Genomic DNA, 22,091 nt, shown 5'->3' with positions numbered 1-22,091 from the left:
TCCGGCACAGTTTTTGGAAAGGCGACCGCATTTTGGAGTGGTACTGTTAAATTTTTATGACAGCGTGATGGAGTTTCGAAGTCTATAAATAGCCATAGGGTATAACCTTATGCTTTTCAGGTATATTTGATTTTTGCTACTCTGCAGAAAACTCGGTGGAGGACCTTACCTATGTTGATGCTTGAGCATGCGTTTGACCCGGACAGCAATACCTATAGTTACCTGATTTGGGACAGTAGCAGCCGACAGGCCGCTATTATTGACCCTGTGCTGGAGTTTGATTCACCTTCAGGTCGCACTGCACACAAGATGGCGGATCACTGGATTGAACGGGTGCAGGCATTGCAGCTTCAGCTGCAGTTGTTGCTGGAAACTCATGTGCATGCCGATCACTTGTCGGCTTCGCCTTACCTCAAAGCAAAACTGGGTGGCCGTATTGCCATAGGCAAACGCATCAGTGAAGTGCAGCAGATTTTTGTACCGCTGTTTAATGCCACTGATGTGACGCCGGACGGCCGTTGCTTTGATCTGCTGCTGGACGACAACCAGCTGTTGCCTTTGGGGGAGCTGAGAATTCAGGTGTTATTTACCCCAGGCCATACGCCGGCTTGTGTCAGTTATCTGGTGGCCGATGCGGTTTTTGTCGGTGATACGCTTTTTATGCCGGATTATGGTTCGGCCCGTTGTGATTTCCCCGGCGGTGATGCCGCCACTTTGTACCAGTCTGTGCAGAGGCTGTATGCTTTGCCTGACAGCACGCGGATGTTTCTATGCCACGACTACAAAGCGCCGGGCCGCACTGAATTCAGTTATGAAACCACTGTGGCTGCACAAAAAGCGCAGAATATTCATTTAAAACAAGGCACCACCCAGGCACAGTTTGTGGAAATGCGGCAAAACCGCGATAAAACCCTGAGTATGCCCAAGCTGATGTTGCCTTCGGTGCAGGTGAATATGAGAGCAGGGCAGTTTCCACCGCCTGAGGAAGGGAAAGTCTATCTGAAACTGCCGGTCAACTTGGTATGAGCTTGTGGGTGCTGACCGATATTTTCGGCGATCAGCCAGCGCTGCGGCAATCGCTGGACTCGCTGACTGAGGCTTATCAGGTGATTCAGCCTTATGCGTGCCAGATGCCGGCGTTTGCCGATGAACAGGCCGCTTATCAGGCTTTTTTGGCTGCAGGAGGCATGGCCGCTTATCACCACAAACTGCATTTGTTGCTGCAGCAAAGTTCCACCGACGTGACGTTATTGGGGTTTAGTGCTGGTGCCAGCGCGGCCTGGGTTTGTGCGGCAGAAAAACAACTCCCGATCAAAGCTGTTTTAGGCCTGTATGGTGGGCAGATCCGCGATTACGCTGAATTACAGCCTAAGTGCCCGGTGAGCCTGTTATTTTGCCAGCAGGAACCGCATTTCTCCATGCCCCAGCTGCTGGCCCAACTGCAGGGGAAAGCCAATCTCAGCGTCCGCACTGTCGGGCAGCCCCATGGCTTTGTAAACCCATTGTCTGCCAATTATCAGGCTCAGGCGGCTACTGAGTTTTGGTCCTTTGCCAGAAGCTGGTTAGGTGAAGCCGACCAATAAAAAGCCCCGGTACTGGACCAGGGCTGTGTTCAGGCAAGCCAGGATTTAACGCACATTGGTGCTTTCGAAGATCTTATCGGCAGAGGCCGCAACAAAACCGCCATACAGCTGGCCGTTGGCCATAGGGTAACGACGGGCAAATTCGTAGAAGCAGCTCGGAATCTTGCGGCTGCCGTCAGTAAACTGCACTGGTGCTTCGTCGGCCAGGGTAGAGGATTGCTCCAGCAACACCTCTGGCGTGCCTTTGATTTCACCACCTGAGGTGTTCAGCGCAAAGCCGGCGTCCTTCAGCGCCTGATTCACCGACTCCAGAGTTTCGAAGTTGCTCAGCGCATTGACGCTGACGGTGAAATGGTTGGCACGGTAACCCCAGACTGACATCCAGGCTGCGTATTCACTTTCGGCCAGCAGGGTTTCGTAACTGGCCTGGTCGATTTGCCAGTGACGGCCTGAATACAGGAAGTTATCGGCAGTCACAGCCTCTGCCGGGATCTGATCCACCAGCTGACGCACTATGGCCTGCAGCTCTGGTGAGCATTTTTCCAGCAGCAGTTCAGAGATAAACACTTTAGGTAAGCTTGGATCCTGGTGCTCATAGTGTTTGGCATACAGCTTCTTGGCTTCGAAGTGGTATTCACCACCTTCGGTGTAGCCCAGCGCCAACAGGTGAGCCGCCAGTTTGTCCAGGCCCACTTTTTCGATGTTAAAAGTACGCAGTGCAATATGGTCGTTAATCACATCGTCTTGTTGAGTTGAACCCAAAATTTGATGGATTTTCTTCGCCGATGGGGTCACTTCGAGGTAGTTCTGCCACAGGTTGTCAAACAGGTCTTTTACGTTGGTATGCATAGTAGTAGTCCGGGTAACATGGTTGTTTTTTGTCGCCAGCAGTGTTACTTAACTGCCGGCGCGTTTTATTGATCCAAATCCAAAATTACAGCGATAAACCGGGGCTTAAACTGGCCGGTAGTGCGACTGAGTCGGCCTCCACCGAAGCTACTGGGTAAGCGCAATAATCCGCCGCATAATAGGCGCTGGCTCTGTGGTTGCCGCTGGCACCAATACCACCAAAAGGTGCGGCACTGGAGGCACCGGTAATAGGTTTATTCCAATTCACAATACCAGCACGGATACGGCTGAAAAACAGCTGGTAATGCTCAGCCGAGTCGGCCAGCAAGCCAGCCGACAAACCATATCGGGTGGCATTGGCCAGCTCAATGGCCTGTTCAAAACTGTCGTAACGGTACAGTTTCAGCAGGGGGCCGAAATGTTCTTCATCGGCAATACCGTCTACAGCCGTCACATCCACAATGCCAGGGCGGACAAAAGCACCATCGGCGCTCAGTTCCACCAGCACTTTGCCCCCAAGCTCCACCAGTTGCTGTTGAGCTTTGACCATAGCAGCGGCGGCCTTTTCGGAAATCATACTGCCATAAAACGGCTGAGATTCAGCCATTGGGTCGCCCACCACAATGCTGTTGGTCGCGGCAATCAGTTCAGCCAGAATTTGGTCGCCATTGGGCGTCTTGGGTAAAAACAATTTACGGGCACAGGTACAGCGCTGGCCTGAGCTTAAAAAGGCCGACTGAATGATGTCATGCACTGCAGCTTTGGTATTGGCCACTTCATTGACCAGCAGTGGGTTATTACCGCCCATTTCCAGCGCCAGAATTTTACCGGGCTGGCCGGCAAACTGTTGGTGCAGCAGGTGCCCTGTGTTGGAGCTGCCGGTGAAAAACAAACCGTCCAGCTGCGGGTGGCTTGCCAGCGCTTTGCCGGTCGCCACTTCGCCTTGCAGCAACGTAATGACGCCCGCCGGAATGCCGGCCTGTTCCCACAGTTTGACTGTCAGTTCTGCCACCATAGGGGTGAGTTCCGACGGTTTAAATACCACCACGTTACCTGCGATCAGCGCTGGCACTATATGACCATTCGGCAGGTGGCCAGGGAAGTTATAGGGACCAAACACCGCTACCACGCCATGAGGTTTGTGGCGGATAAAAGCTTTGGCGCCTGGCATTGGGTTTTCGACAGTGCCGGTCCGCTCGCTGTGGGCGCGTTTGGAGATGGCAATTTTGCCAATCATGGCGGCCACTTCAGTGCGGCTTTCCCACAGGGCTTTACCGGTTTCTTCGGCAATAGCGCGGGCCATGCGTTCAGTGTTGTCCTGCAGCAACTGAGCAAAACGCTCGACCACAGTGAGGCGTTGCTCCAGCGATTGCGCCGACCAGAGATAAAACGCCTGACGGGCGGCGGTCAGTGCCTGGTCAACCTGCAACTCAGAAGCGGCCTGGCCTTGCCAAATTACCGTATCGGTGGCCGGGTTAACAGAGTGGAAGGCCTGACCTTCGCCACTGAGCCACTGGCCAGCTATGTATTGAATAGGGGCTGTCATCATTCTGTTACCTTATCCAGTGGCAGGAAACGCACGTCATCGCCGGTTTGAACCTGCAGGGCTTCGGCCAGTTCCGGGCTGAGCAGCAGTTCCTGCGCGTCATTAAGTGCCGCATCTTTGCTAAATACAGCACGGAAGTTTTCGGTGGCGCTGTTGCAAATAGCCAGCGTATGTCCGCCTGTGACAGGCTGTACCCGAACTTTTGCTTTTTGGCTTTGTTGCACCGACTGTACCTGACGAAGCTGGCATTCCACGGTCGGGCCGGCGTCAAATAAATCCACATAACCGCGATGGAAAAAACCTTCGTTTTCCAGCAGTTTCAGTGCAGGTTTAGTCTGCTGATGCACTTCACCTATCACCTGTTGCGCCGTTTCCGGCAATAAGCTGACGTAAATAGGATGGCGTGGCATTAAATCGGCAATAAAGCCTTTATTGCCGACACCAATCAGGTAATCGGCGGTTGGAAAATCGATGCTGAAAAAATAGGACTGCAGCCATTTCCAGAACGGCGGCAAGCCTGTTTCATCGGCCACGCCGCGCATCTCGGCGATCACCAGTTTGGAGAACCGCTGCATATGCTCAGCCATAAATAAAAACCGCACTTTCGACAGAAAACGGCCATTCAGGCCCTGCCGGTAATGGTCACGCAGGTACAAAGTGCAAATTTCGCTGACCCCGGTGTAATCGTTACACATGGTCAGAATTTCCACCTGTTTGAACACATTCAGCTCGTTAGAATGGTGCACCACAGTGCTTTTGTGGAAATGGTACAGAGGCGTTTGTAAGCCAACCGAAGCTTCAATGCCGGAGGTGCCGACTATTTCACCCGTGCTGGTGTCTTCCAGCACAAACAGATAGCCCTGATCGCCAGGACTGTCGATGGCGGCCGCAAAGCTTTGCTCTGACCGGGCAATTTTGGCTTTCAGCTTCTGCTCATTGACCGGCAATGAGGTAAAACCCGCGCCAGATTCTTCAGCAATCTGCATCAGCACAGGATAATCCGATTGTCGGATAGGGCGGATCACTAACATAAGCGCGTTTAGTTCCTGCAAAGGCGGGGATAATCCGCCTTGTTATCAATAGTCAACTCAGGCCTTGGCAACCAGTTTGGCAATGGCTTTGTCCAGCAACGCCATGCCCTGGTGAATATCTTCCAACGGGATCACCAGTGACGGAGCCATCCGCACCACATTGGTGCCAGCGACCAGCATCAGCAAGCCTTCATCCGCCGCCGCCAGCATAAAATCACGGGCCTTGCCCTGGTACTGCTCATTCAGCGCAAAACCCAGCAGCAGGCCCTGACCACGGATCTCTGTAAAAATATTGTATTTGGCATTCAGCGCCATAAGATGCTCACGGAAGACCTGCTCACGTTCTTTGACGCCTTGCAGCACTTCCGGGGTGTTTACAGTGTTAAATGCCGCTAAACCTACAGCACAGGCCAGTGGGTTGCCGCCGTAAGTAGAACCATGGGTGCCGACCACCAGGTGTTTGGCAATAGCCGTAGTGGTCAGCATGGCACCAATAGGGAAGCCACCACCCAGCGCTTTGGCTGTGGTCAGAATGTCTGGCGTGACGCCCAGGCCCATGTAGGCATAGAGCTCGCCGGTACGGCCAACACCCGACTGCACTTCATCAAAAATCAGCAGGGCTTTATGCTGATCACAAAGTGCACGCACCCCCTGAATAAACTCAGCTGTTGGCTTGATAATGCCACCTTCACCTTGCAGCGGCTCCAGCATCACAGCACAGGTATTGTCGTTGATCAGCGCTTTGACGCTGTCCAGGTTGTTGTATTCTGCATGCACTATGTCGGCAGGTTTAGGACCAAAGCCGTCGGAGTAGGCGGGTTGCCCGCCCACTGTCACAGTGAAGAAAGTACGGCCATGGAAGCCTTGTTTAAAGGCGATGATTTGGCTTTTATGCTCGCCAAATTCGTTTTTGGCAAAGCGCCGTGCCAGTTTCAGTGCCGCTTCGTTGGCTTCGGCACCTGAGTTGGCGAAATAGACTTTTTCAGCAAAAGTGGCGTCCACCAGCGCTTTGGCCAGCAATAACGCCGGTTCGTTGGTCATGGTGTTGGACAAATGCCACAGCTTGTCCGCCTGTTCTTTTAATGCAGACACCAGCGCCGGATGGCAATGGCCCAGGCAGTTCACCGCAATACCACCGGCAAAGTCGATGTATTCGCGACCACTCTGGTCCCATAAACGTGACCCCAGGCCTTTGACTGGGATCATGGGGGCCGGTGCATAGTTCGGCACCATCACTTCATCAAACAAACTTCTGCTGACTTGCATTTTGTAGTCCTTAAGTACAGGCGGCAGGGGCCGCATTTTGACCAGTTCCTTTCATTATATTGGCCGAACTTACCAGAGTGCAGTATCATTCTTGGCATAATTGCCGGGCAAACTTAGCAAATTAACGGAGTAAATTATCAAAATGATTACTGAAGAAGATGAACGTTTACTTTCTATCCTGCGCAGCAACGCCCGTGCCAGCATCTCGGACCTGGCGCGGGTGCTGAACCTGTCGCGCAGTACAGTGCAAAACCGTATGCAGCGGCTGGAGCAAATCGGCGTGATCCAGGGCTATGTGCTGCAATACGGCAGTGCCTACTTAAGTTCGCTGGTATCGGCCCATGTGTCGATCAAAGTGAAGCAGAAGCTGACCACCAAAACCAACGTGGAACTGAAACAAATACCGCAAATTTCGGAACTTTACGCCATCAGCGGTGAATACGACCTGATTGCAGTATTACAGGCGCAAAACACCGCTCAGCTGAGCCAGCTGCTGGATGACATTGGTAATCTGGAAGGCGTGGAACGCACCGACTCGGCGGTGATTCTGGAAACTAAATTTAAGCGTTAAGCTGAGGCTGGACAGCCCTAACAGCTCTGACCAGAGATAAAAAGTCGTCAAATAACCACAGTTTAGCCGCCATCGGCTTGCTCAGGCTGGCTGAGCTGTTATGATCGCCGCCAATTTCCGTCCGCAGTCTCTACTGCGCCATCACGAGTAGTGAACATGAGCAACAAGCCCTCTTTGTATACTTATTATGCTGGCCCGGCTTTATTAGAAACGCCGTTACTGAACAAAGGCAGTGCCTTCACCAAAGAAGAGCGTATTGCCTTTAACCTGATTGGGTTGTTACCTCCGCGTTATGAAACCATTGAGCAGCAGATGGAACGCGCCTATATGCAGTACTCCAGTTTTGCCGAGCCAATCAACAAGCATATTTACCTGCGTAATATTCAGGATAAAAACGAAACACTGTTTTACCGCCTGGTGCAGCAACACCTGGAAGAGATGCTGCCCATTATTTACACCCCGACAGTGGGGGATGCCTGTGAGAAGTTTTCTGCGATTTACCGAAGCGCCCGCGGCATTTTTGTGTCGTACAACGAACGTGAATACATGGACGATATTCTGCGTAGTGTGACCAAATCCAAAGTGAAAGTGATAGTGGTGACCGACGGTGAGCGGGTGCTGGGCCTGGGCGACCAGGGGGTCGGTGGTATGGGTATTTCCATCGGTAAGCTGTCGCTCTACACCGCCTGTGGTGGCATCAGCCCGGCTTATACCTTGCCAGTGACGCTGGATGTGGGCACCAACAACGAAAAACTGCTGAATGACCCTGTGTATATGGGCTCTAAGCATAAGCGGATCACCGGCGAAGAATACGAGCAGTTTATCGACGCCTTTATGAAAGCAGTGAAACGCCGCTGGCCAGAAGCCATGGTGCAGTTTGAAGACTTCGCTCAGCCAAACGCCATGCCTATTTTAAAACGTTACCGCGACACATACTGTTGCTTTAACGACGATATTCAGGGCACAGCCTCTGTGACTGTGGGCTCGCTGCTGGCCGCCTGTCGCAGCAAAGGCGTGGCCTTGTCCAGCCAAAAAGTGGTGTTTGTTGGCGCAGGCTCCGCCGGTTGCGGTATTGCCGAGCAAGTGATCCAGCAAATGGTGGTCGAAGGCCTGGATGAAGCGACAGCACGTAGCCAGATTTATATGGTGGACCGCTTTGGTCTGCTGACCGAAGGCATGCCGGACCTGCGTGACTTCCAGCAAGCGTTGGTGCAGCACAAATCTGCCGTGGCTGATTGGAGCTACAGTGGCGACTACGCGTCACTGCGTGATGTGATGAACTGTGCCAAACCAGATATTCTGATTGGTGTGTCCGGTGTGCCGGGTTTGTTTACCGAAGCCGTGATCAGCGCAATGAAAAAGCACTGCGAATTGCCGATTATTTTCCCATTAAGTAACCCGTCACGTCAGGTGGAAGCCACACCAGAGCAGGTGATTAAATGGACAGAAGGCAAAGTAATTATTGCCACCGGCAGCCCGTTTAAACCTGTGACCTACAAAGGCAAAACCTACCCAATTGCGCAGTGCAACAACAGCTATATATTCCCTGGTATTGGTTTGGGTGTAATTGCCGTAAAAGCCCGCTTAATCAGTGATGAAATGCTGCGTGCCGCCAGCGAAACACTGGCGGCCGCATCGCCGCTGGCCAATACAGGGCAGGGTGGCTTACTGCCACCATTGTCTGAGCTTTCAGCCTTGTCCAAACAAATTGCCTTTGAAGTGGCCAAAGTGGCCATGGCGCAGGGGCTGGCGCTGGAAATCAGTGATGAAGAGCTGCAACAGCGTATTGAAAAGAACTTCTGGAAGCCAGAGTACCGCAGCTATAAGCGCATCAGTCGTTAATTAATTTTCAATAGAAATCAATAAGAAGCCGGATTATTCCGGCTTTTTTTTGGATGGCTCCCAACTATTTGACCGCTGGCAACGACTTAAAGTTATCTCAGCAGCTAAACCGGAGCGACCCCATGAACAAGTACCCAGTTATCTTCACTTTTGTGCTGACCACAGCCGCAGCACTGACAGGCTGCAGCAGCGCCAACGCCGACAATACAGTAGCCCAAAGCAACCAGCTGGCTTTTATCAAAGATTGCAAAGTCGTGAAGCAACGCGCCATGACCCAGGAAGAGCTGGCCGCGCATCAGCAGTTAGAAGCGATGAGCGACGATATGAAAGACTTCGAACTGCCAATGAAAGATTTTGAGGCAGCCATGAAAAAGCACGAACTTGCGATGAAACAACTGGGTGAACCCGTGGTGGAACACAAAGACGGCAAAATAGTGATCGACCAAAGCAAAATCGCCCAGCAACAACTGATCGCCAGCGACATTGAAAAACTGGTGGCGCAGTACCAGCCAGACATCGATCAATTAAGCGAACAAGGCCAAAAAATTGGCCTGGCCGCCGACCGCTTCACCGGTCTGATCCGCGCCGCCGAACCTGGCCTGGATTACGACAATATTCAGGTACTGGACGACAAAAACAGCCAAATTCATTGCGGCGTTTATACGCTTTAAAGGGCCAATAAACACAGCTCCCCAGGCAAATCCTGCAGAAGGATATGCCTGAGAGATCTGTTATAGCAAGTGCGCTTAATTTACATATTTAGTTAAATATCAATGGCTTAGCGTCAATTGATTTCAAAGTTTGGTGTAAAAAACAAAAGCCCTGTAGAGATACGGGGCTTTGTGCTTTAAAAGCAGTGGTCAAATTTGAGTTCTGTTTCAAATTGAAACAAGAGTGCGCTATTACTATGCGCGCACCCTGCGGGGCTAACTTTTGTGATTTTGAAATTTTCTAATAGAAGAAAAAAATCGTCTCCGCTGGTATGTACGATCAAGTGAGAAGATTGATTGACCATTCTTAGATTTATTGACCATGACCCCTGGGGATTCGGATAAGATTTTTAAGACTTTATCCTCTTTAATTCCGCTCGCAACAGATATGCCTTCAAGTGTCCGATAACGGTAACGAGGATCAGCAAGAACCTCAATAACACGAGATGCATCAGATTTAGGCTTGGCTGGTGATGTAGCGGATGCAACAACAGATTTAGGCTTGGCTGGTGATGCAGGAGGTACAATAACGAACCCTTCATTCTTGCTAAGTCCAGGCGTTAATTTAAGGTCTATTGTTGGGGCAGATGAAGATGAAATCGACGCTTTTGTGTTGGGTACCTTAGATGCTTTTGTGTTGGGTACCTCGGGCGTGCCGCCCGTTGTGTTGGGTTCTTTAGGTTTTGGAGATCTAGCGGCAGGCTTATTAATGTTATCTATGACAAGCAGTGCATTTTTAAGCTGGGACTCAAGAAGATCAAGTCTTTCAGTCATTGGAATGATTTCTTTATCAATGTTGTCTTCCAATTCCCCAATTTTTATTTTTTTATCGCCCCAACTTATTTCAAAGTTTGATCTGTCAAGCAAAGATTTTAAAGGTGCCTGTAAGGAATTATATAAATAAATGCAAAAAATAAAAAAAAGAAATTGCCAATCAAGCATTTTCAAAATTAATTCTTTTAAGAATGGGTAAGATATCGTTTCGGTTGGTAATGAATGGGCTGTGTCAGCACTAAGTAAAATTAATGGTGAATAATTTAAAAGTATTGATAATATTTGGTTCATTTAACTTTGCCTGTTTTTAGTCAATTAAATTATTGAAAACCAAAACTCTTTGAGATTTTGTTGTGAGCTTGAGCTTTTCTTTTAAATCACCTAGCGGCCTTATTGTCGATAAGTATTTATTTCTTTCCAACTCTTTAATGATGTATTCATTTTTTACCTCGCCAAATCCTAATATAACATTGGCTTCACTTTCATAAAGGCCATTTTTCGACTTTGCAATGTTGATAAAAATTTGATAGCTTTATTCTGAAAAACCCTTGGTATTTCAGGCACCAAAAGATTTTTCTTGCTTGCGAAACCTTCTTCATTCCTTACGTCTGCAAGCTGGTCTTTAACTTGATTTTTTGAATCTTCATCATTGATTTCATTTACTGCCTTATCGACTGAAGCCATCTCGAGGATTGCATTCTCTTTTTGCCTTAAAATATCAGCTCTCAACTCTTCTAGTCTTCGCCTACTTTCCAAATTATTGAGCTCGGAATTAATTAATATTTTTTCATTTAACTCAGATGAATAGTTTGTTGCCCATTGAATCAAGAGGAATAGCCAAGGGTATAGGGTAGAGTAGATGATTGAAATCAACAAAGGATATGAAAATGCTGAATGAAAATTTGTGTGCGCATGCATATACTCTATTCGAAGAGGGACGGGCACATCATACATAAACAAATAAAATAACGGGTCCCAATTAATTGCGACAAAAGAAACAAAAAAATAGCCAGAAATAGGGGTTTTAACCCGTTGAGTAACTTGAGTGAATAGCTCGTTCATAAATCGAACTCCCTTTAGAAATTCTTTGCTACATGCTACATGAAAGTTTCCCTTTTCGAAAAGAGCGGTTCGGCAGAGTGAAGGCCCCGCCTTCGGCGGGGCGGTCGCCCCTTGGTAGGTCGCTTCGCTTCCGTGGCCTTGCTGGGCCACAAGAGCTGGTTTGGCTGCATCGGGTCCCTTTTCCCGTTGCAGCCAAACTGCATTTTTATCAGGCGATACTGAGCTTCTGTAACTTGCTCAGGTCCACATTCTGCCTTGCGTGCCACAGGTCATAGGCGTCTTGCATTCCCATCCAGACCCGTTCTGAACTCCCCAGCACCGCAGAAAGGCGGATTGCCATTTCAGGTGACATATCGGACTGACCGTTAATCAGTCGGTTCAGGGTAGAGGGGTTCACGTCCAGCGCTTGTGCCAGTCGGCGAGTGCTAATCCCCAAGGCTTCCCGCGATTCTTCAATCAGCTCCCCAGGGTGCGGTGGATTAAACATAGTTGCCATCAGTGATAATCCTCGTAGTTCACGATATACACATCGCCATCAATCAGTTCGAACTTCCTGCTGCAGTTATCTATAACGGAACCGGTGCGCATGGCGCAACATTTTAGGGTAATCTGCATTAGCAAAGGGTTTGATATGGCCGCACATTCACAAAGCTGTAACTCAGCACTAAATTGTCGCTATATCAATAACATATCGTTGCTGTGGATAGCCATAAAATATGAAGGATAGGGCACATAACAATAAAATTTCTGATATGGTACTTATTGTACCGTTACAGGCCCAACTGATTAATGTTCTGCGCTACAAAGCAATAACAAGGCCGTTACTATGTCACAGTCAAAAGTCACCCATTTGGACAACCTCGCCAGAACTCGTTTATCAAAACATTTTTTCTTACGCGATTTTTTGTATTTGGAAACGGCTGCGATGCATGGCATTAACAATGTTCCTGATGATTTGGAGTTGGCCATCGAGGCTGGTCGGCAGCTCTGTGAACAGGTGCTTGAGCCACTGCAAGCTGCTTGGGGCCGTATTCATATACGCTCGGCTTTTCGTAGCTGCACTGTCAATCAGCTCGGAAACGAGCTTGGCGCAAATTGCGCAACCAATCAAAGCAACTATGCTGCTCATATCTGGGATCGCCGCGATGAGCAAGGTTTTATGGGAGCAACGGCTTGCATTGTGATCCCACGCTATTTGGACTATTTCGAAAAAACTGGTGATTGGACATCATTAGCATGGTGGATACACGCCAATGTACCTGCGTATAACAGCATGTATTTTTTCCCAAACTTATGTGCATTTGATATTTCATGGTACGAAAATAAAGCCAGTCCTCATACCATCAGTTCTTACATTCAAGACCCAAATACAGGTCATAAAAAACGTATCCTGGCTGCAGGTGTTGAAAGTGAATTTTATCAACAGATCCCACTTGAACAGCGATACGCCGCCTGCAAACACATACTTGCAAATTAACCTGGTGTATAAGAGCTAACCGGTAATTGCCTTGATGCGCCTTAAGCATTGCCGGTGCTGAATTGGCTGAACTAGATACTAATACTTGAGTGCGCTTAATTGCATAATTACGTTAAATATCAATAACATAGGCTCATTATTCTGAAAAGATAATGGGCCTTTTTGCTTATTTGGGCAAGCGTTTTGAGCGAAAGGCAAAAAAGAAAAGCGGACGTAGTGAAATCTTATCAAAATGAGAAAAAAGTGCAGTATTACTACACTTTTGCCCTTCGGGCTGACGGGAAAAATAAATTATCTATCAGCGCAGTTCTGGTTTCAGGATAGGAGTTAAATCTTTAAGTGCTTCATAGACTTCGGGGTCTTTTGACATTGGAAATGGACCACTTGATGCAATTGCTTTAATGGCTGAGTTACAAAGTCGCACATCACCATCTAAAACGGACACTGATTGAATATACCCCTGCGGCGATAGTTTCATATTAACCCTGCATTCCTTACCGCGCATAGCATCATCCACGAACCAATGTTGCTGGATTTGGGCAACTATCATTGCCAAATAACGCTGCTTTTCGGTGAGAGCCTGCCCAGGTATGGCTTTGCGCATGACTTCTGTCTCTGCTTGCATTTGCGGGGCCGTGTACGGCTTTGGAGGCGATTTTTTCGGAATTTCCCTTACTGTGACTTTGCCATCTGGGTCAATTTTTTCAATCCGTAAACGTGGTTCTGTGGAGGTAACGGCTGCTGCAAAAAGCAAAGAGGTGAATAACATCAATGTGGCGTCCTGTCCGTAGAATTCAGTCCATTCTGAAGATTACCCAATAAGAAAACAAGGTGATTACGCGGCTCCAATAAACTCAGTGGCAATTGCGCCAAAACACAAAGGGGCCGTAAGCGGCCCCAATGCGTTTCTGTCGCCTTCTGTTTTAAAACTTAGTCTCTATCGGGCTAAATGCTGTCCTCGTGTCTTGTGGCTGGTTTGGGGCACATCTGACGACCAATTCTTTGCCAGACGCCATCTTAACCAAAAAGCTGCATTCAGTAAGCTGAGCCATCACCTTATGCGGTCCAATTTCTACCGGATTATTAGCGGCATCCACCCAATAGTATTCAAACCCTTTACCAGTGACAAAAACAGAAGCTGAGTAATAAAACTCTGGTTCAGGGTCTGGGCCTTTTTTACTGCCCTCAGTCTTAGACGCTTTGCCTGCATCGTTCGGCGGTGCCTCACTGCCGGCAAGCTCAGACTTGGGATAATAATACTCATACGGCGCTATAGGCTCAGCATCACAGCTACCAAAGAGTTTCTTGTAAGCAGCGTTGCAGGTCCAAAGCCCTTTTTTAGGCTCCTGAGCATCAACCAAAACAAGGGCATTCACAGCAAAAGCGGCCACGAATGCCCCAGCTAAAAAAAAGTGACGTTTACCGTAGTTTTGAGTTTTGAGGTCATTTTTAAATTTCTCCCATCGGGTTATATAGCGGCCATGCGTAAAGTAAGCGGGTAGGTAGCGAGTCAATGCCTGTATTTCATCATTGCCGGAAAAACTCTGTTCGGTGTCATAGCAGTTATAAAGGTTCGCGCCGTTGTACCACCAGCGATCTACCGTGGGTGCATAAGCACCGTCACCATATTTCACTACGGCCAAGTGCATCTTTGGCATTTTAATTTTCTGACCAAACCAGCTAAGAACCGGAATGTTGAACCTGTCGAGACGACGGCAGTAAACAACGTGTTCAGCAAACGACTCTCTTGCCTGTGAATCCATTACAGACACATCTTGAATGATGAAATAAATATCCCAGCGCTTTTTGCGGGCATTGCGGCACCACTCAATGAGTGCACCACGGTCTTTATCATTCCAGCTCCGGCTGTTAAACCACGTACCGCATTCATCAAGCACTAAAGCGCCGTTGCGGCTGTCGTTGGGCTTATCTTCATCGTGACCAAGGGGCAGGGCGTTCAGGTCATGCACTGTAGGTTTATTGGGAATGCGGTAAAGCTCTGTGTTTTTCTTCCAATAGTCCATCAGGTTTTCAGGGTATAAATTCAGATTGGTGGCCACCTTGCGGCCCTGAAGCAAATACTCCTGAATTCTGCCTACAGCGGCGAGTGATTTACCTGCGCCAAGCTTTCCGGTGATGACATAAACGGGCATTTTTACGCCTTACTAAAACCAGCTGCTTTTTCAGTCATGCGGAGCTTAAATCTGGCTACCTCTTTGCTGAGATTGTACGCAGCTCCGGCAAGATAAGTTGCAAGACAAATCTGGATGCAGGCACCTGTATTGGACGGTAGTGCGGCCATAATGGGGTGAGCATAATCAGGCACCTGAACGCCGTATAACAAATCACCGAGTGCACCATTAATTTGACTAACAAGCCATGAAATTAAGTTGTAAAACACAGTGCAAGCGGCGACATAAATCAGGAAAATTTTCAGACCGCCAGTGAGATACCAGCGAATCAACTTATTCCAGACAGCCATGAACATGGACGCGAAAAAGCCAGTAATAGCGGAAATCAAGGGCACAAAAGGCATTAAGTTAACCTCTCTCTGGTCAGAATTCTCATGAAGTGGACATAAACAAAAAAGGCCGTAGAGATAGCAAAAAGCCAGTAAAGAATATTTCTGATTTCGGTGATGGTCGTGCAGAGGTTATAAGTATAGGTTTTACCGTGAATATTAAACTCCAAAGGCTCGCAGGCAGCACCTGATAAATCAGCCATCTTGGTTATTTCTGACGGCTTAGTCAGACCTGATTTTTCCAAAAAATCGCCGGGACTGGAATAACCGCCAAAGTCGGTATCGTTAACAGCGTTATTGGCCTCGTCTATCAAATCGTTAAAGACCTTGGTCCAATGGTCATCAGCATCCATTTCATCAAGCTGATCGTTCAAACCGTCTAATGCGCCTTGTCCAGCACCTGCAACGGCGTCAGGATCGCCATTAAGAGCTTCGCCAATACCATCCAGTTTGGTGCCGATGCCATCAATTTTGTCTCCGACACCATTAACAGCAGTTGTAACGCTATCTGTTGCAGTTTTAACGGCATCAACAGCGCTTTTGGTTTCGCTGACAGCTGTTTTTATATCATTCAAGCGGTTCTGCGCTTCTGTGGCGCTGGCCTCGTTACTGGCTTGGAGGTTTTGCAGGGAGTCTGCTAATTCGGTTTTAGTCTCATTGACAGCACTTGCCACAGAGTCGGTGGCTGCCTTGGCGTTATCAACAGCGGTTTTGATGGCATCTAACCTGTCATGAGTACCAGAATCTGACACAGGACCACCCGTACCGCCTGTACCCTGATTTTCAATCGCATCCTGAATGCCTGTCAGATACTGACTTAACTGGTCTGTGGACGCTTCTACAGCAGTTTTTACCGCATCCACAGAGCCCTTTGTTTCATCAACGGAATTTTTTACGGTATCGACCTTGCCATGAAGAACAGTATCCGGCTGCGATGGCTCTGTACCGCCACCAGAGTTCGCCAGAAGCTGATGAGGGTCCAACGGGATTCTGAATTTTTTTCACAAAAAGTGATTTAAGGTATTGATATTATTAAATATATAAATTGATTTAACCCATCTTTTTACTCGGTGTCTTGGCTTCATACTCACTGTGAACTTGCGGTTTCTAAAACAACATCGCAGTAGCCTATGCCTTCGACTGTTATGGATGCTGACTGTTTTTCAAAGGCCATAGTGGCGCTCATGAGCGCCCGTCCTAAACCGTCGATGATTTCCTCCGGCGATAGCTCCATGGTTTCACATTTCTCGATGATGGCGTCCATTAGTTCTTGTGATTGTTCATCCGTCAGGGCCATAAATATAACTCCAAAGTAATAATGATCAGGATGCAGGTGCCGTAGCGCTACGTGACAACTGCTGCCAAAGTTGCTGCTGAGTGGCCAAGGACGCGGTTAATGCAGCTTTTTCCTGCAACCAGGTCGTTTCCTGTGTTTTCACGCTCGAAACATGGGCCTGTAATTGCTGTACATCGTGGCATTTCGCATCAAATGCCTTTTGCAGCTCAGCATACAGTGTATCCCGATGCTCCAGCTGACGCTCCAATTGACGGCGCTCGGTCTGAATACTACCCAGCTGCTCCTTTAACTGCGCGGAGGTAGTCTCTACATGCTGCAGCGTGGCGGTTAATTGTTGTATCTGCGCCTGAAGAGTGCTGGCTTCTTGCTGTTTCACCATCACAGTTTGTTGCGCCAGGCGAAGCTCCGCCTGCACTTGCTGGATCTGGTGTTCATGGCGCTGTACGTCCTGCTCACGTTGCGTTTGGACAGAAGCACGGTAATGCTCCAGTGCTTGTCTGGCATGCTGATGTTTGTCTTCCAGAGAGCTAATGTGCTGATCCTTGGTGGCGAGCAGACTCTTCAGATGGACATTTTCACCAGAAAGTTCCGCCATGGTGAGTGCATCTTGCTGTCTGGCTTCCTGAAGCTTTTTATTGCTATCTTCGGACGATGAGAGCTTTCGCTGCAGGTCTTCGGTTTGCGCCGTCAAATCCTGAATTTGTGTACGCAGGTTGTCAGCCAGCATCTGCCAATTCGCTTGGGCAGTTTTATGCATAGCCTCTGCTTGTTCCACTTTAGCCAAAGCCTCTTCCTGCAGTCGTCTGGCCAATTGCAGCACCGTCGTCTGGATCGTCTCCGTCAGAAGCTGTTCATCCTGCAACAAGGTCGAATCGTCATTCTCCAGTTCTCGGAGCCAGCGCTGTATGGTTGACCGGGAACCTGTATTGCCCAGCTCAATACGCAACGAATCCAACGTAACCGACTGACCTTCGTCTATCAGCCGTTGTCTGGCGTCTTTTACATCGTCTTTGGTGATCCCGGTTCTGGCCATGATTAACTCCATTTCGTACTAATACGTAATATGTATATACATACTAAATCAAAAATAAAAATAGTCAAAATTTCATCATTTATAACAAGTAATAATTATGGATTATTACTTGTTAAGCTGTAAGCCGCGTCAACTGTAGGCCTACGCCATACGTATTTTTTGGACTCCGTACAGAATCCCTTGCGAAGCATCAAAGCGAGCCCGTATAGTGGGCGTACGAAAAACAAGCAACGGCACCGTTATGGGGATCGACTCACGTAGTGAACACCATTGATCAGTATCTGCAGGCCGCGACAAGGGACAACACCCGACGCAGTTATCAAGCGGCGGTTGAACATTTTGAAACCCAGTTCGGGGGGCTACTGCCGACAACCAGCGCGGAGATCTGCCGCTACCTGGCCCACTACGCACCCTCGTTAACCTTCAACACACTCAAGCAGCGACTGTCTGGCTTATCGGCCTGGCACCGTGAGCAAGGCTTTGTCGATCCGACCAAAGCGCCGATGGTGAAAAAGGTGCTCAAAGGGATCCGTGAATTGCATCCCGTCCGTGAAAAACAAGCCAAACCTCTGCAACTGGAGGCGCTGGCTCAGATCGTCCGGAGTCTGGATCAGCGCGAAGCCCTGGCCATTAAAGGGAATGAGCAACCGGAGTTGCTGCGCTGCTGCCGGGACCGGGCCTTTATCTTGGTTGGATTCTGGCGTGGCTTTCGGGGCGATGAGTTGTGCCGGATGGAAGTGGAGCATCTTCTGCTAGTCAAAGGGGAAGGACTGCAGATCTATCTTCGTCGAAGCAAAACAGATCGCACCAACCGAGGAGAAGTCTATCGATTACCGGCCTTAGCCCAGCTGTGTCCTGTACAGGCCCTCGAGCGTTATCTGGCGGTGGCTGGTCTGACCGAGGGGCCGGTATTTCGCAGTATCAACCGCTGGGGCCATCTGGGCAACGCGGCATTGACCGCAAAAAATATTGTGCCACTGCTGCGCAAAAACTTCATCGCGGCCGGAGTCGCCGATGCAGGACTCTACAGCGCCCATTCCTTACGCCGCGGCTTTGCCACATGGGCCGGTCAAAGTGGCTGGTCGCTCAAGGCATTGATGGAATACGTGGGCTGGAAAGATCTGAATTCCGCCATGCGTTACATGGATAGCCCGGTGCCGTTTTTACCTACTACTCCCACAGAGGTGGAGCCAGCACCTGTGCAGACGTTGAGTACACACGAGCTGGAACTTCGCTACAGCTTGCAGCGGTACCACAAAAATAGCCGTGATCCGGTGAAAGTCCGCCAAAAAATAGACCGCTTTTGCCTCAAACCACTCAAAGCGGAGTGCATTGATGAAGTGGATCATCGTTACCGTCTGACATTTCAGGTTGCTCACGATGCGGAACTGGATGAACGTATTGATGACCTCCTGGCGAGCCTCTATCGCATGGCTCAGGATCACCAGTGCATGATTGAGATCACCCTGACGGAGCCAGCGTCAGGACGTTATTGGGATTAATGAAGGAGTTCGCATCGGATGCAAGGTGGTTATCAGGATACGGCGTATCCCATCTTAGATACGCAGTACAGCGCTCGTTTACTCGAAAAGCATTATCGACCGACCGATCTTGAACTGAGCTGGGCCAGCGCGTATCGCAAGCCTTTGCACCGACTCGGCTTTCTCATTCACCTGAAGCTTTTCCAGCGGATGGGTTACTTTGTGGTGCCCAAAGAGTTCCCACTGCCACTGATCCGCTTTTTGATGAAATTTGCCGGGGTCCACAGCCTGCCCACTGAAGCGGAGTGGTCCACGTACAGCACCGCCGCCAGCCGGTATAAGCAACTGGATGACATTCGGGCCAATCGGGGTGTGCGGCGGTACACCGATGAAGATGAACCATGGTTGATGGACGTGGCACGAAAAGCAGCGCAAACCAAAGACAATGTCTCCGACATTATCAACGTGATGCTGGAAGAGCTGGTTCGCTTTTGCTACGAACTGCCTGGTTTTTCTGAGCTGCAACGCATTGCCCGGCTCATGCGCAATCAGGTAAACACCGCTTACTTTAAGACCATTGCCGAAGGTCTCAGCACCGAGGCTCGGTTGCACATCGATACGCTACTGCAAAAAGACACCGAGCAAAGTTACAGTGCCTGGCAGCAGCTCAAGCGGGAGCCAAAGAAACCCGGTGCCAAGGAAATTAACTTTTACCTGCAGCATGTCGCCTGGCTGTTGGATTTGTCCGAAAAAATGCCGGACGTGCATATCCCTGCGGTCAAACTGAAGCAATTTCTGACGGAAGCGCAGGCGTTGGATGTACGGGAGATGCGGGAACTCAAACCCACCAAGCGCTATGCGCTGGCTGTGCTGTTGATCCGAGGCCAAAAAGGCAAAGCTTTAGACGATGTGACCAATATGCTCATCCGGATGTTGCGCCAGATGGAGAGCCTGGCCCAAAAAAATCTGGATGAGTACATCCTGAAGCAACAGAAAAAAGTCACGGATCTGATCCAGACACTCCGGGCCGTGACGGTGGCGTATGAAATGGATAGCTCTGAGACCGAGCGCTTGGATGCGGTCGGGGAAGCACTGAAACCCGGCAGTACGTTGGTGATGTCGCGGTGTGATGAATACCTGGCGTACTCAGGAAACAACTTTTATCCCTTTATGCTGACCTCGTACCGGTTGAAACGAGGATTGATGTACCGCTGCCTGGATGTGCTGCAACTGCAAAGCGCTACCAGTGATGACAGCTCGTTACAATTACTTCGTCTGCTTCTGGCCCTTCGAAACAGTCATAAAGAGTTTATTTCCGCAGAGCAGGTGTTGGAGTACTGCGACGCCGATCCGACACCGCTGTTTCCTGCCCAATGGGCGAAGCTTATTAAAGTCACGCCAACGAACGACAGCGACGATGTGAAATACCACAGAAAGTATCTGGAGCTGGCGATATGGACACTGATCAAGCAGGAATTGGAGTCTGGGGATCTGCATGTGCTTCATGGCCAGGAATATTACGACCACCGTGAAGAATTTGTCAGCGTCGAAGAGTACCTGCAGGAAATTGATCGGTACGCCCAGGAAATAGAACTCCCGGTGAATAAGCCGGATGAATTTATTGAACAGTTAAAAACCTTGCTGACCGAAACTGCTCAACGGGTGGATGCCCGGTTTCCAGCCAACGACAGTGCAACGCTCAAATCCGGACGACTGAGCCTGAAAAAAGGCAAAAAAGAACGGCCGGATAACGAAGTGGAAGCACTGAAGGAGCTGATCACCGGAAAATTAGAGACCACCAGTATCGTCGATATCCTGACAGATACAGAGCACTGGCTGGATCTGCATAAAATTATTTACCCGCACTCCGGCAACAAAAGCCGATTGGATAACCCGCAGTACCGCTTTATTACGACTTTATTTTGCTATGGCTGTAACCTTGGGCCAACCCAGACCGCCCGATCGATTAAAGGACTAAGTCCACGCCAGGTGGCCTGGCTGAATATCAAACAGGTCAGCGAAGTCAAACTGGAAAAGGCCATCACCAAAGTGATCAATGCGTACAATCAGTTTGATTTGCCCAAATTCTGGGGGGACGGCAGTCATGCTTCCGCCGATGGCACCAAATGGGATCTGTACGAACAAAACATGATGTCTCAGTATCACATCCGCTACGGCGGGTATGGCGGGATCGGCTATTACCATGTCTCGGATACGTACATTGCCTTGTTCAGCCACTTTATTCCATGTGGCACCTATGAAGGGGTCTATATCCTTGATGTTCTGCAAAAAAATGAGTCAGACATTCAGCCTGATACACTGCATGGCGACACTCACGCGCAAAGCTACACCGTATTTGGATTGTCGCATCTCCTTGGGATCAAGTTGATGCCCCGCATTCGCAATATTCACGACTTGCGGTTCTTCAGACCTGACAAGAACGCCAAATATCAGCACATTGACTCACTGTTTAGCGGCAGTATTGATTTTGAGCTTATTCGTAAATACTTGCCCGATATGCTCCGGGTGATGGTCTCTATCAAGCTGGGACGGATCACCCCCTCGACACTGCTCAAACGTTTAGGCACGTACAGCCGCAAAAACAAACTGTATTTTGCTTTCAAAGAGCTTGGGAAGGTGATCCGGACTATCTTCTTGCTGAACTACATCGATGACCCCATCATGCGTCAGACTATTCATGCTGAAACCAACAAGACGGAAGAATTTCATCAGTACAAGAAATGGCTGTTCTTTGGCGGTGAGCGGATCATCGCTGAAAACATCCGCTATGAGCAGCAAAAAATAGTGAAATACAACCAACTGGTGGCCAATATGGTGATTTTGTACACCACCGCGAAAATGACACAGATCTTAAAACAGCTCACAGCAGAAGGCCACGAAATCACACAGGAGCAACTTGGGTGCCTCGCGCCTTACTGGACGTCATATATCAATCGGTTTGGTGACTACAATATTGACGTAAATCGACCGATCGAACCGATGGTTTATCAATTAGAGATCCCCAATGAAAAAATAAAACCATGATGG

General features: G+C 49.1%; 21 protein-coding genes. 8 read left to right on the top strand and 13 right to left on the bottom strand.

Translation table 11 applies throughout. The features are described 5' to 3' along the window. Positions 1 to 171: 171 nt before the first annotated feature. Positions 172 to 1,026 (top strand): MBL fold metallo-hydrolase, encoded by an 855-nt coding sequence (locus WKJ03_RS15735; protein ID WP_337843188.1) that lies wholly within the window; start codon positions 172 to 174, stop codon positions 1,024 to 1,026. Continuing rightward, positions 1,023 to 1,583 (top strand): dienelactone hydrolase family protein, encoded by a 561-nt coding sequence (locus WKJ03_RS15730; RefSeq protein WP_337843187.1) that lies wholly within the window; start codon positions 1,023 to 1,025, stop codon positions 1,581 to 1,583. The genes WKJ03_RS15735 and WKJ03_RS15730 overlap by 4 nt, the downstream gene beginning before the upstream one ends. 45 nt (positions 1,584 to 1,628) lie before the next feature. Here WKJ03_RS15730 and WKJ03_RS15725 read toward each other — a convergent pair whose 3' ends face one another. The 4 genes from WKJ03_RS15725 to WKJ03_RS15710 all read right to left on the bottom strand — a co-directional run bounded on the left by WKJ03_RS15725 (position 1,629) and on the right by WKJ03_RS15710 (position 6,275). Beyond that, positions 1,629 to 2,432 carry a DUF1338 domain-containing protein gene (locus tag WKJ03_RS15725; RefSeq protein ID WP_337843186.1) on the bottom strand — a complete coding sequence of 268 codons (804 nt, stop codon included), beginning with the start codon at positions 2,430 to 2,432 and terminating at the stop codon, positions 1,629 to 1,631. Positions 2,433 to 2,517: 85 nt separating this feature from the next. Beyond that, positions 2,518 to 3,981: a succinylglutamate-semialdehyde dehydrogenase gene (astD, locus tag WKJ03_RS15720; RefSeq protein WP_337843185.1), complete on the bottom strand. Its 1,464-nt coding sequence runs from the start codon at positions 3,979 to 3,981 to the stop codon at positions 2,518 to 2,520. Continuing rightward, positions 3,978 to 5,009 (bottom strand): arginine N-succinyltransferase, encoded by a 1,032-nt coding sequence (gene astA, locus WKJ03_RS15715; protein WP_337843184.1) that lies wholly within the window; start codon positions 5,007 to 5,009, stop codon positions 3,978 to 3,980. Before astA ends, astD begins: the two co-directional genes overlap by 4 nt. A 57-nt stretch (positions 5,010 to 5,066) precedes the next feature. Beyond that, positions 5,067 to 6,275: an aspartate aminotransferase family protein gene (locus WKJ03_RS15710; RefSeq protein WP_337843183.1), complete on the bottom strand. Its 1,209-nt coding sequence runs from the start codon at positions 6,273 to 6,275 to the stop codon at positions 5,067 to 5,069. Positions 6,276 to 6,417: 142 nt separating this feature from the next. On the opposite strand from WKJ03_RS15710, the gene WKJ03_RS15705 reads away from it, so the two are divergent. The 3 genes from WKJ03_RS15705 (at position 6,418) to WKJ03_RS15695 (ending at position 9,359) form a co-directional block, all read left to right on the top strand. Further along, complete coding sequence (locus WKJ03_RS15705) at positions 6,418 to 6,846, top strand: Lrp/AsnC family transcriptional regulator (RefSeq protein ID WP_337843182.1); 429 nt, start codon at positions 6,418 to 6,420, stop codon at positions 6,844 to 6,846. Between the two features lie 156 nt (positions 6,847 to 7,002). Then, positions 7,003 to 8,688 (top strand): NAD-dependent malic enzyme, encoded by a 1,686-nt coding sequence (locus WKJ03_RS15700; RefSeq protein WP_337843181.1) that lies wholly within the window; start codon positions 7,003 to 7,005, stop codon positions 8,686 to 8,688. A gap of 122 nt (positions 8,689 to 8,810) precedes the next feature. Further along, positions 8,811 to 9,359 (top strand): hypothetical protein, encoded by a 549-nt coding sequence (locus WKJ03_RS15695; RefSeq protein WP_337843180.1) that lies wholly within the window; start codon positions 8,811 to 8,813, stop codon positions 9,357 to 9,359. Positions 9,360 to 9,614: 255 nt separating this feature from the next. Here the strand turns inward: WKJ03_RS15695 and WKJ03_RS15690 are convergent, their stop codons facing one another. From WKJ03_RS15690 to WKJ03_RS15680, 3 genes are all read right to left on the bottom strand, one after another. Further along, positions 9,615 to 10,463 carry a hypothetical protein gene (locus tag WKJ03_RS15690; RefSeq protein ID WP_337843179.1) on the bottom strand — a complete coding sequence of 283 codons (849 nt, stop codon included), beginning with the start codon at positions 10,461 to 10,463 and terminating at the stop codon, positions 9,615 to 9,617. 168 nt (positions 10,464 to 10,631) lie between these two features. Beyond that, positions 10,632 to 11,234, bottom strand: coding sequence for a hypothetical protein (locus tag WKJ03_RS15685; protein ID WP_337843178.1), 603 nt, complete (start codon positions 11,232 to 11,234; stop codon positions 10,632 to 10,634). Between the two features lie 208 nt (positions 11,235 to 11,442). Beyond that, positions 11,443 to 11,730: a HigA family addiction module antitoxin gene (locus tag WKJ03_RS15680; RefSeq protein WP_337843177.1), complete on the bottom strand. Its 288-nt coding sequence runs from the start codon at positions 11,728 to 11,730 to the stop codon at positions 11,443 to 11,445. Positions 11,731 to 12,060: 330 nt separating this feature from the next. Between WKJ03_RS15680 and WKJ03_RS15675 the strand changes: the two genes are divergently transcribed. Beyond that, positions 12,061 to 12,711 (top strand): hypothetical protein, encoded by a 651-nt coding sequence (locus WKJ03_RS15675; RefSeq protein ID WP_337843176.1) that lies wholly within the window; start codon positions 12,061 to 12,063, stop codon positions 12,709 to 12,711. Positions 12,712 to 13,009: 298 nt separating this feature from the next. Here the strand turns inward: WKJ03_RS15675 and tolA are convergent, their stop codons facing one another. The 6 genes from tolA to WKJ03_RS15645 all read right to left on the bottom strand — a co-directional run bounded on the left by tolA (position 13,010) and on the right by WKJ03_RS15645 (position 17,562). Beyond that, positions 13,010 to 13,480, bottom strand: a complete 471-nt coding sequence (gene tolA / locus WKJ03_RS15670) for a cell envelope integrity protein TolA (RefSeq protein WP_337843175.1) — start codon at positions 13,478 to 13,480, stop codon at positions 13,010 to 13,012. A gap of 154 nt (positions 13,481 to 13,634) precedes the next feature. After that, a complete protein-coding gene (locus WKJ03_RS15665) occupies positions 13,635 to 14,864 on the bottom strand; it encodes a zonular occludens toxin domain-containing protein (RefSeq protein ID WP_337843174.1) in 1,230 nt (409 codons plus the stop codon). A gap of 2 nt (positions 14,865 to 14,866) precedes the next feature. Continuing rightward, positions 14,867 to 15,247 (bottom strand): hypothetical protein, encoded by a 381-nt coding sequence (locus tag WKJ03_RS15660; RefSeq protein ID WP_337843173.1) that lies wholly within the window; start codon positions 15,245 to 15,247, stop codon positions 14,867 to 14,869. Beyond that, a complete protein-coding gene (locus tag WKJ03_RS15655; RefSeq protein WP_337843172.1) occupies positions 15,247 to 16,215 on the bottom strand; it encodes a hypothetical protein in 969 nt (322 codons plus the stop codon). The genes WKJ03_RS15660 and WKJ03_RS15655 overlap by 1 nt, the downstream gene beginning before the upstream one ends. A gap of 104 nt (positions 16,216 to 16,319) precedes the next feature. Next, entirely contained in the window at positions 16,320 to 16,529 is a 210-nt protein-coding gene (locus WKJ03_RS15650) for a hypothetical protein (RefSeq protein WP_337843171.1), read from the bottom strand. Between the two features lie 25 nt (positions 16,530 to 16,554). Then, positions 16,555 to 17,562, bottom strand: a complete 1,008-nt coding sequence (locus WKJ03_RS15645; RefSeq protein ID WP_337843170.1) for a DNA-binding protein — start codon at positions 17,560 to 17,562, stop codon at positions 16,555 to 16,557. A gap of 260 nt (positions 17,563 to 17,822) precedes the next feature. Between WKJ03_RS15645 and WKJ03_RS15640 the strand changes: the two genes are divergently transcribed. Beyond that, entirely contained in the window at positions 17,823 to 19,064 is a 1,242-nt protein-coding gene (locus tag WKJ03_RS15640; protein ID WP_337843169.1) for a site-specific integrase, read from the top strand. Positions 19,065 to 19,082: 18 nt separating this feature from the next. After that, positions 19,083 to 22,088: a Tn3 family transposase gene (locus tag WKJ03_RS15635; protein ID WP_337843168.1), complete on the top strand. Its 3,006-nt coding sequence runs from the start codon at positions 19,083 to 19,085 to the stop codon at positions 22,086 to 22,088. The last annotated feature ends 3 nt before the right edge of the window (positions 22,089 to 22,091 follow it).

It is taken from the genome of Rheinheimera sp., assembly GCF_037442525.1.
Taxonomy (GTDB): domain Bacteria; phylum Pseudomonadota; class Gammaproteobacteria; order Enterobacterales; family Alteromonadaceae; genus Pararheinheimera.
The sequence above is the reverse complement of the archived record's forward strand: the minus strand, read 5'-3'. Positions and strand labels throughout refer to the sequence as shown.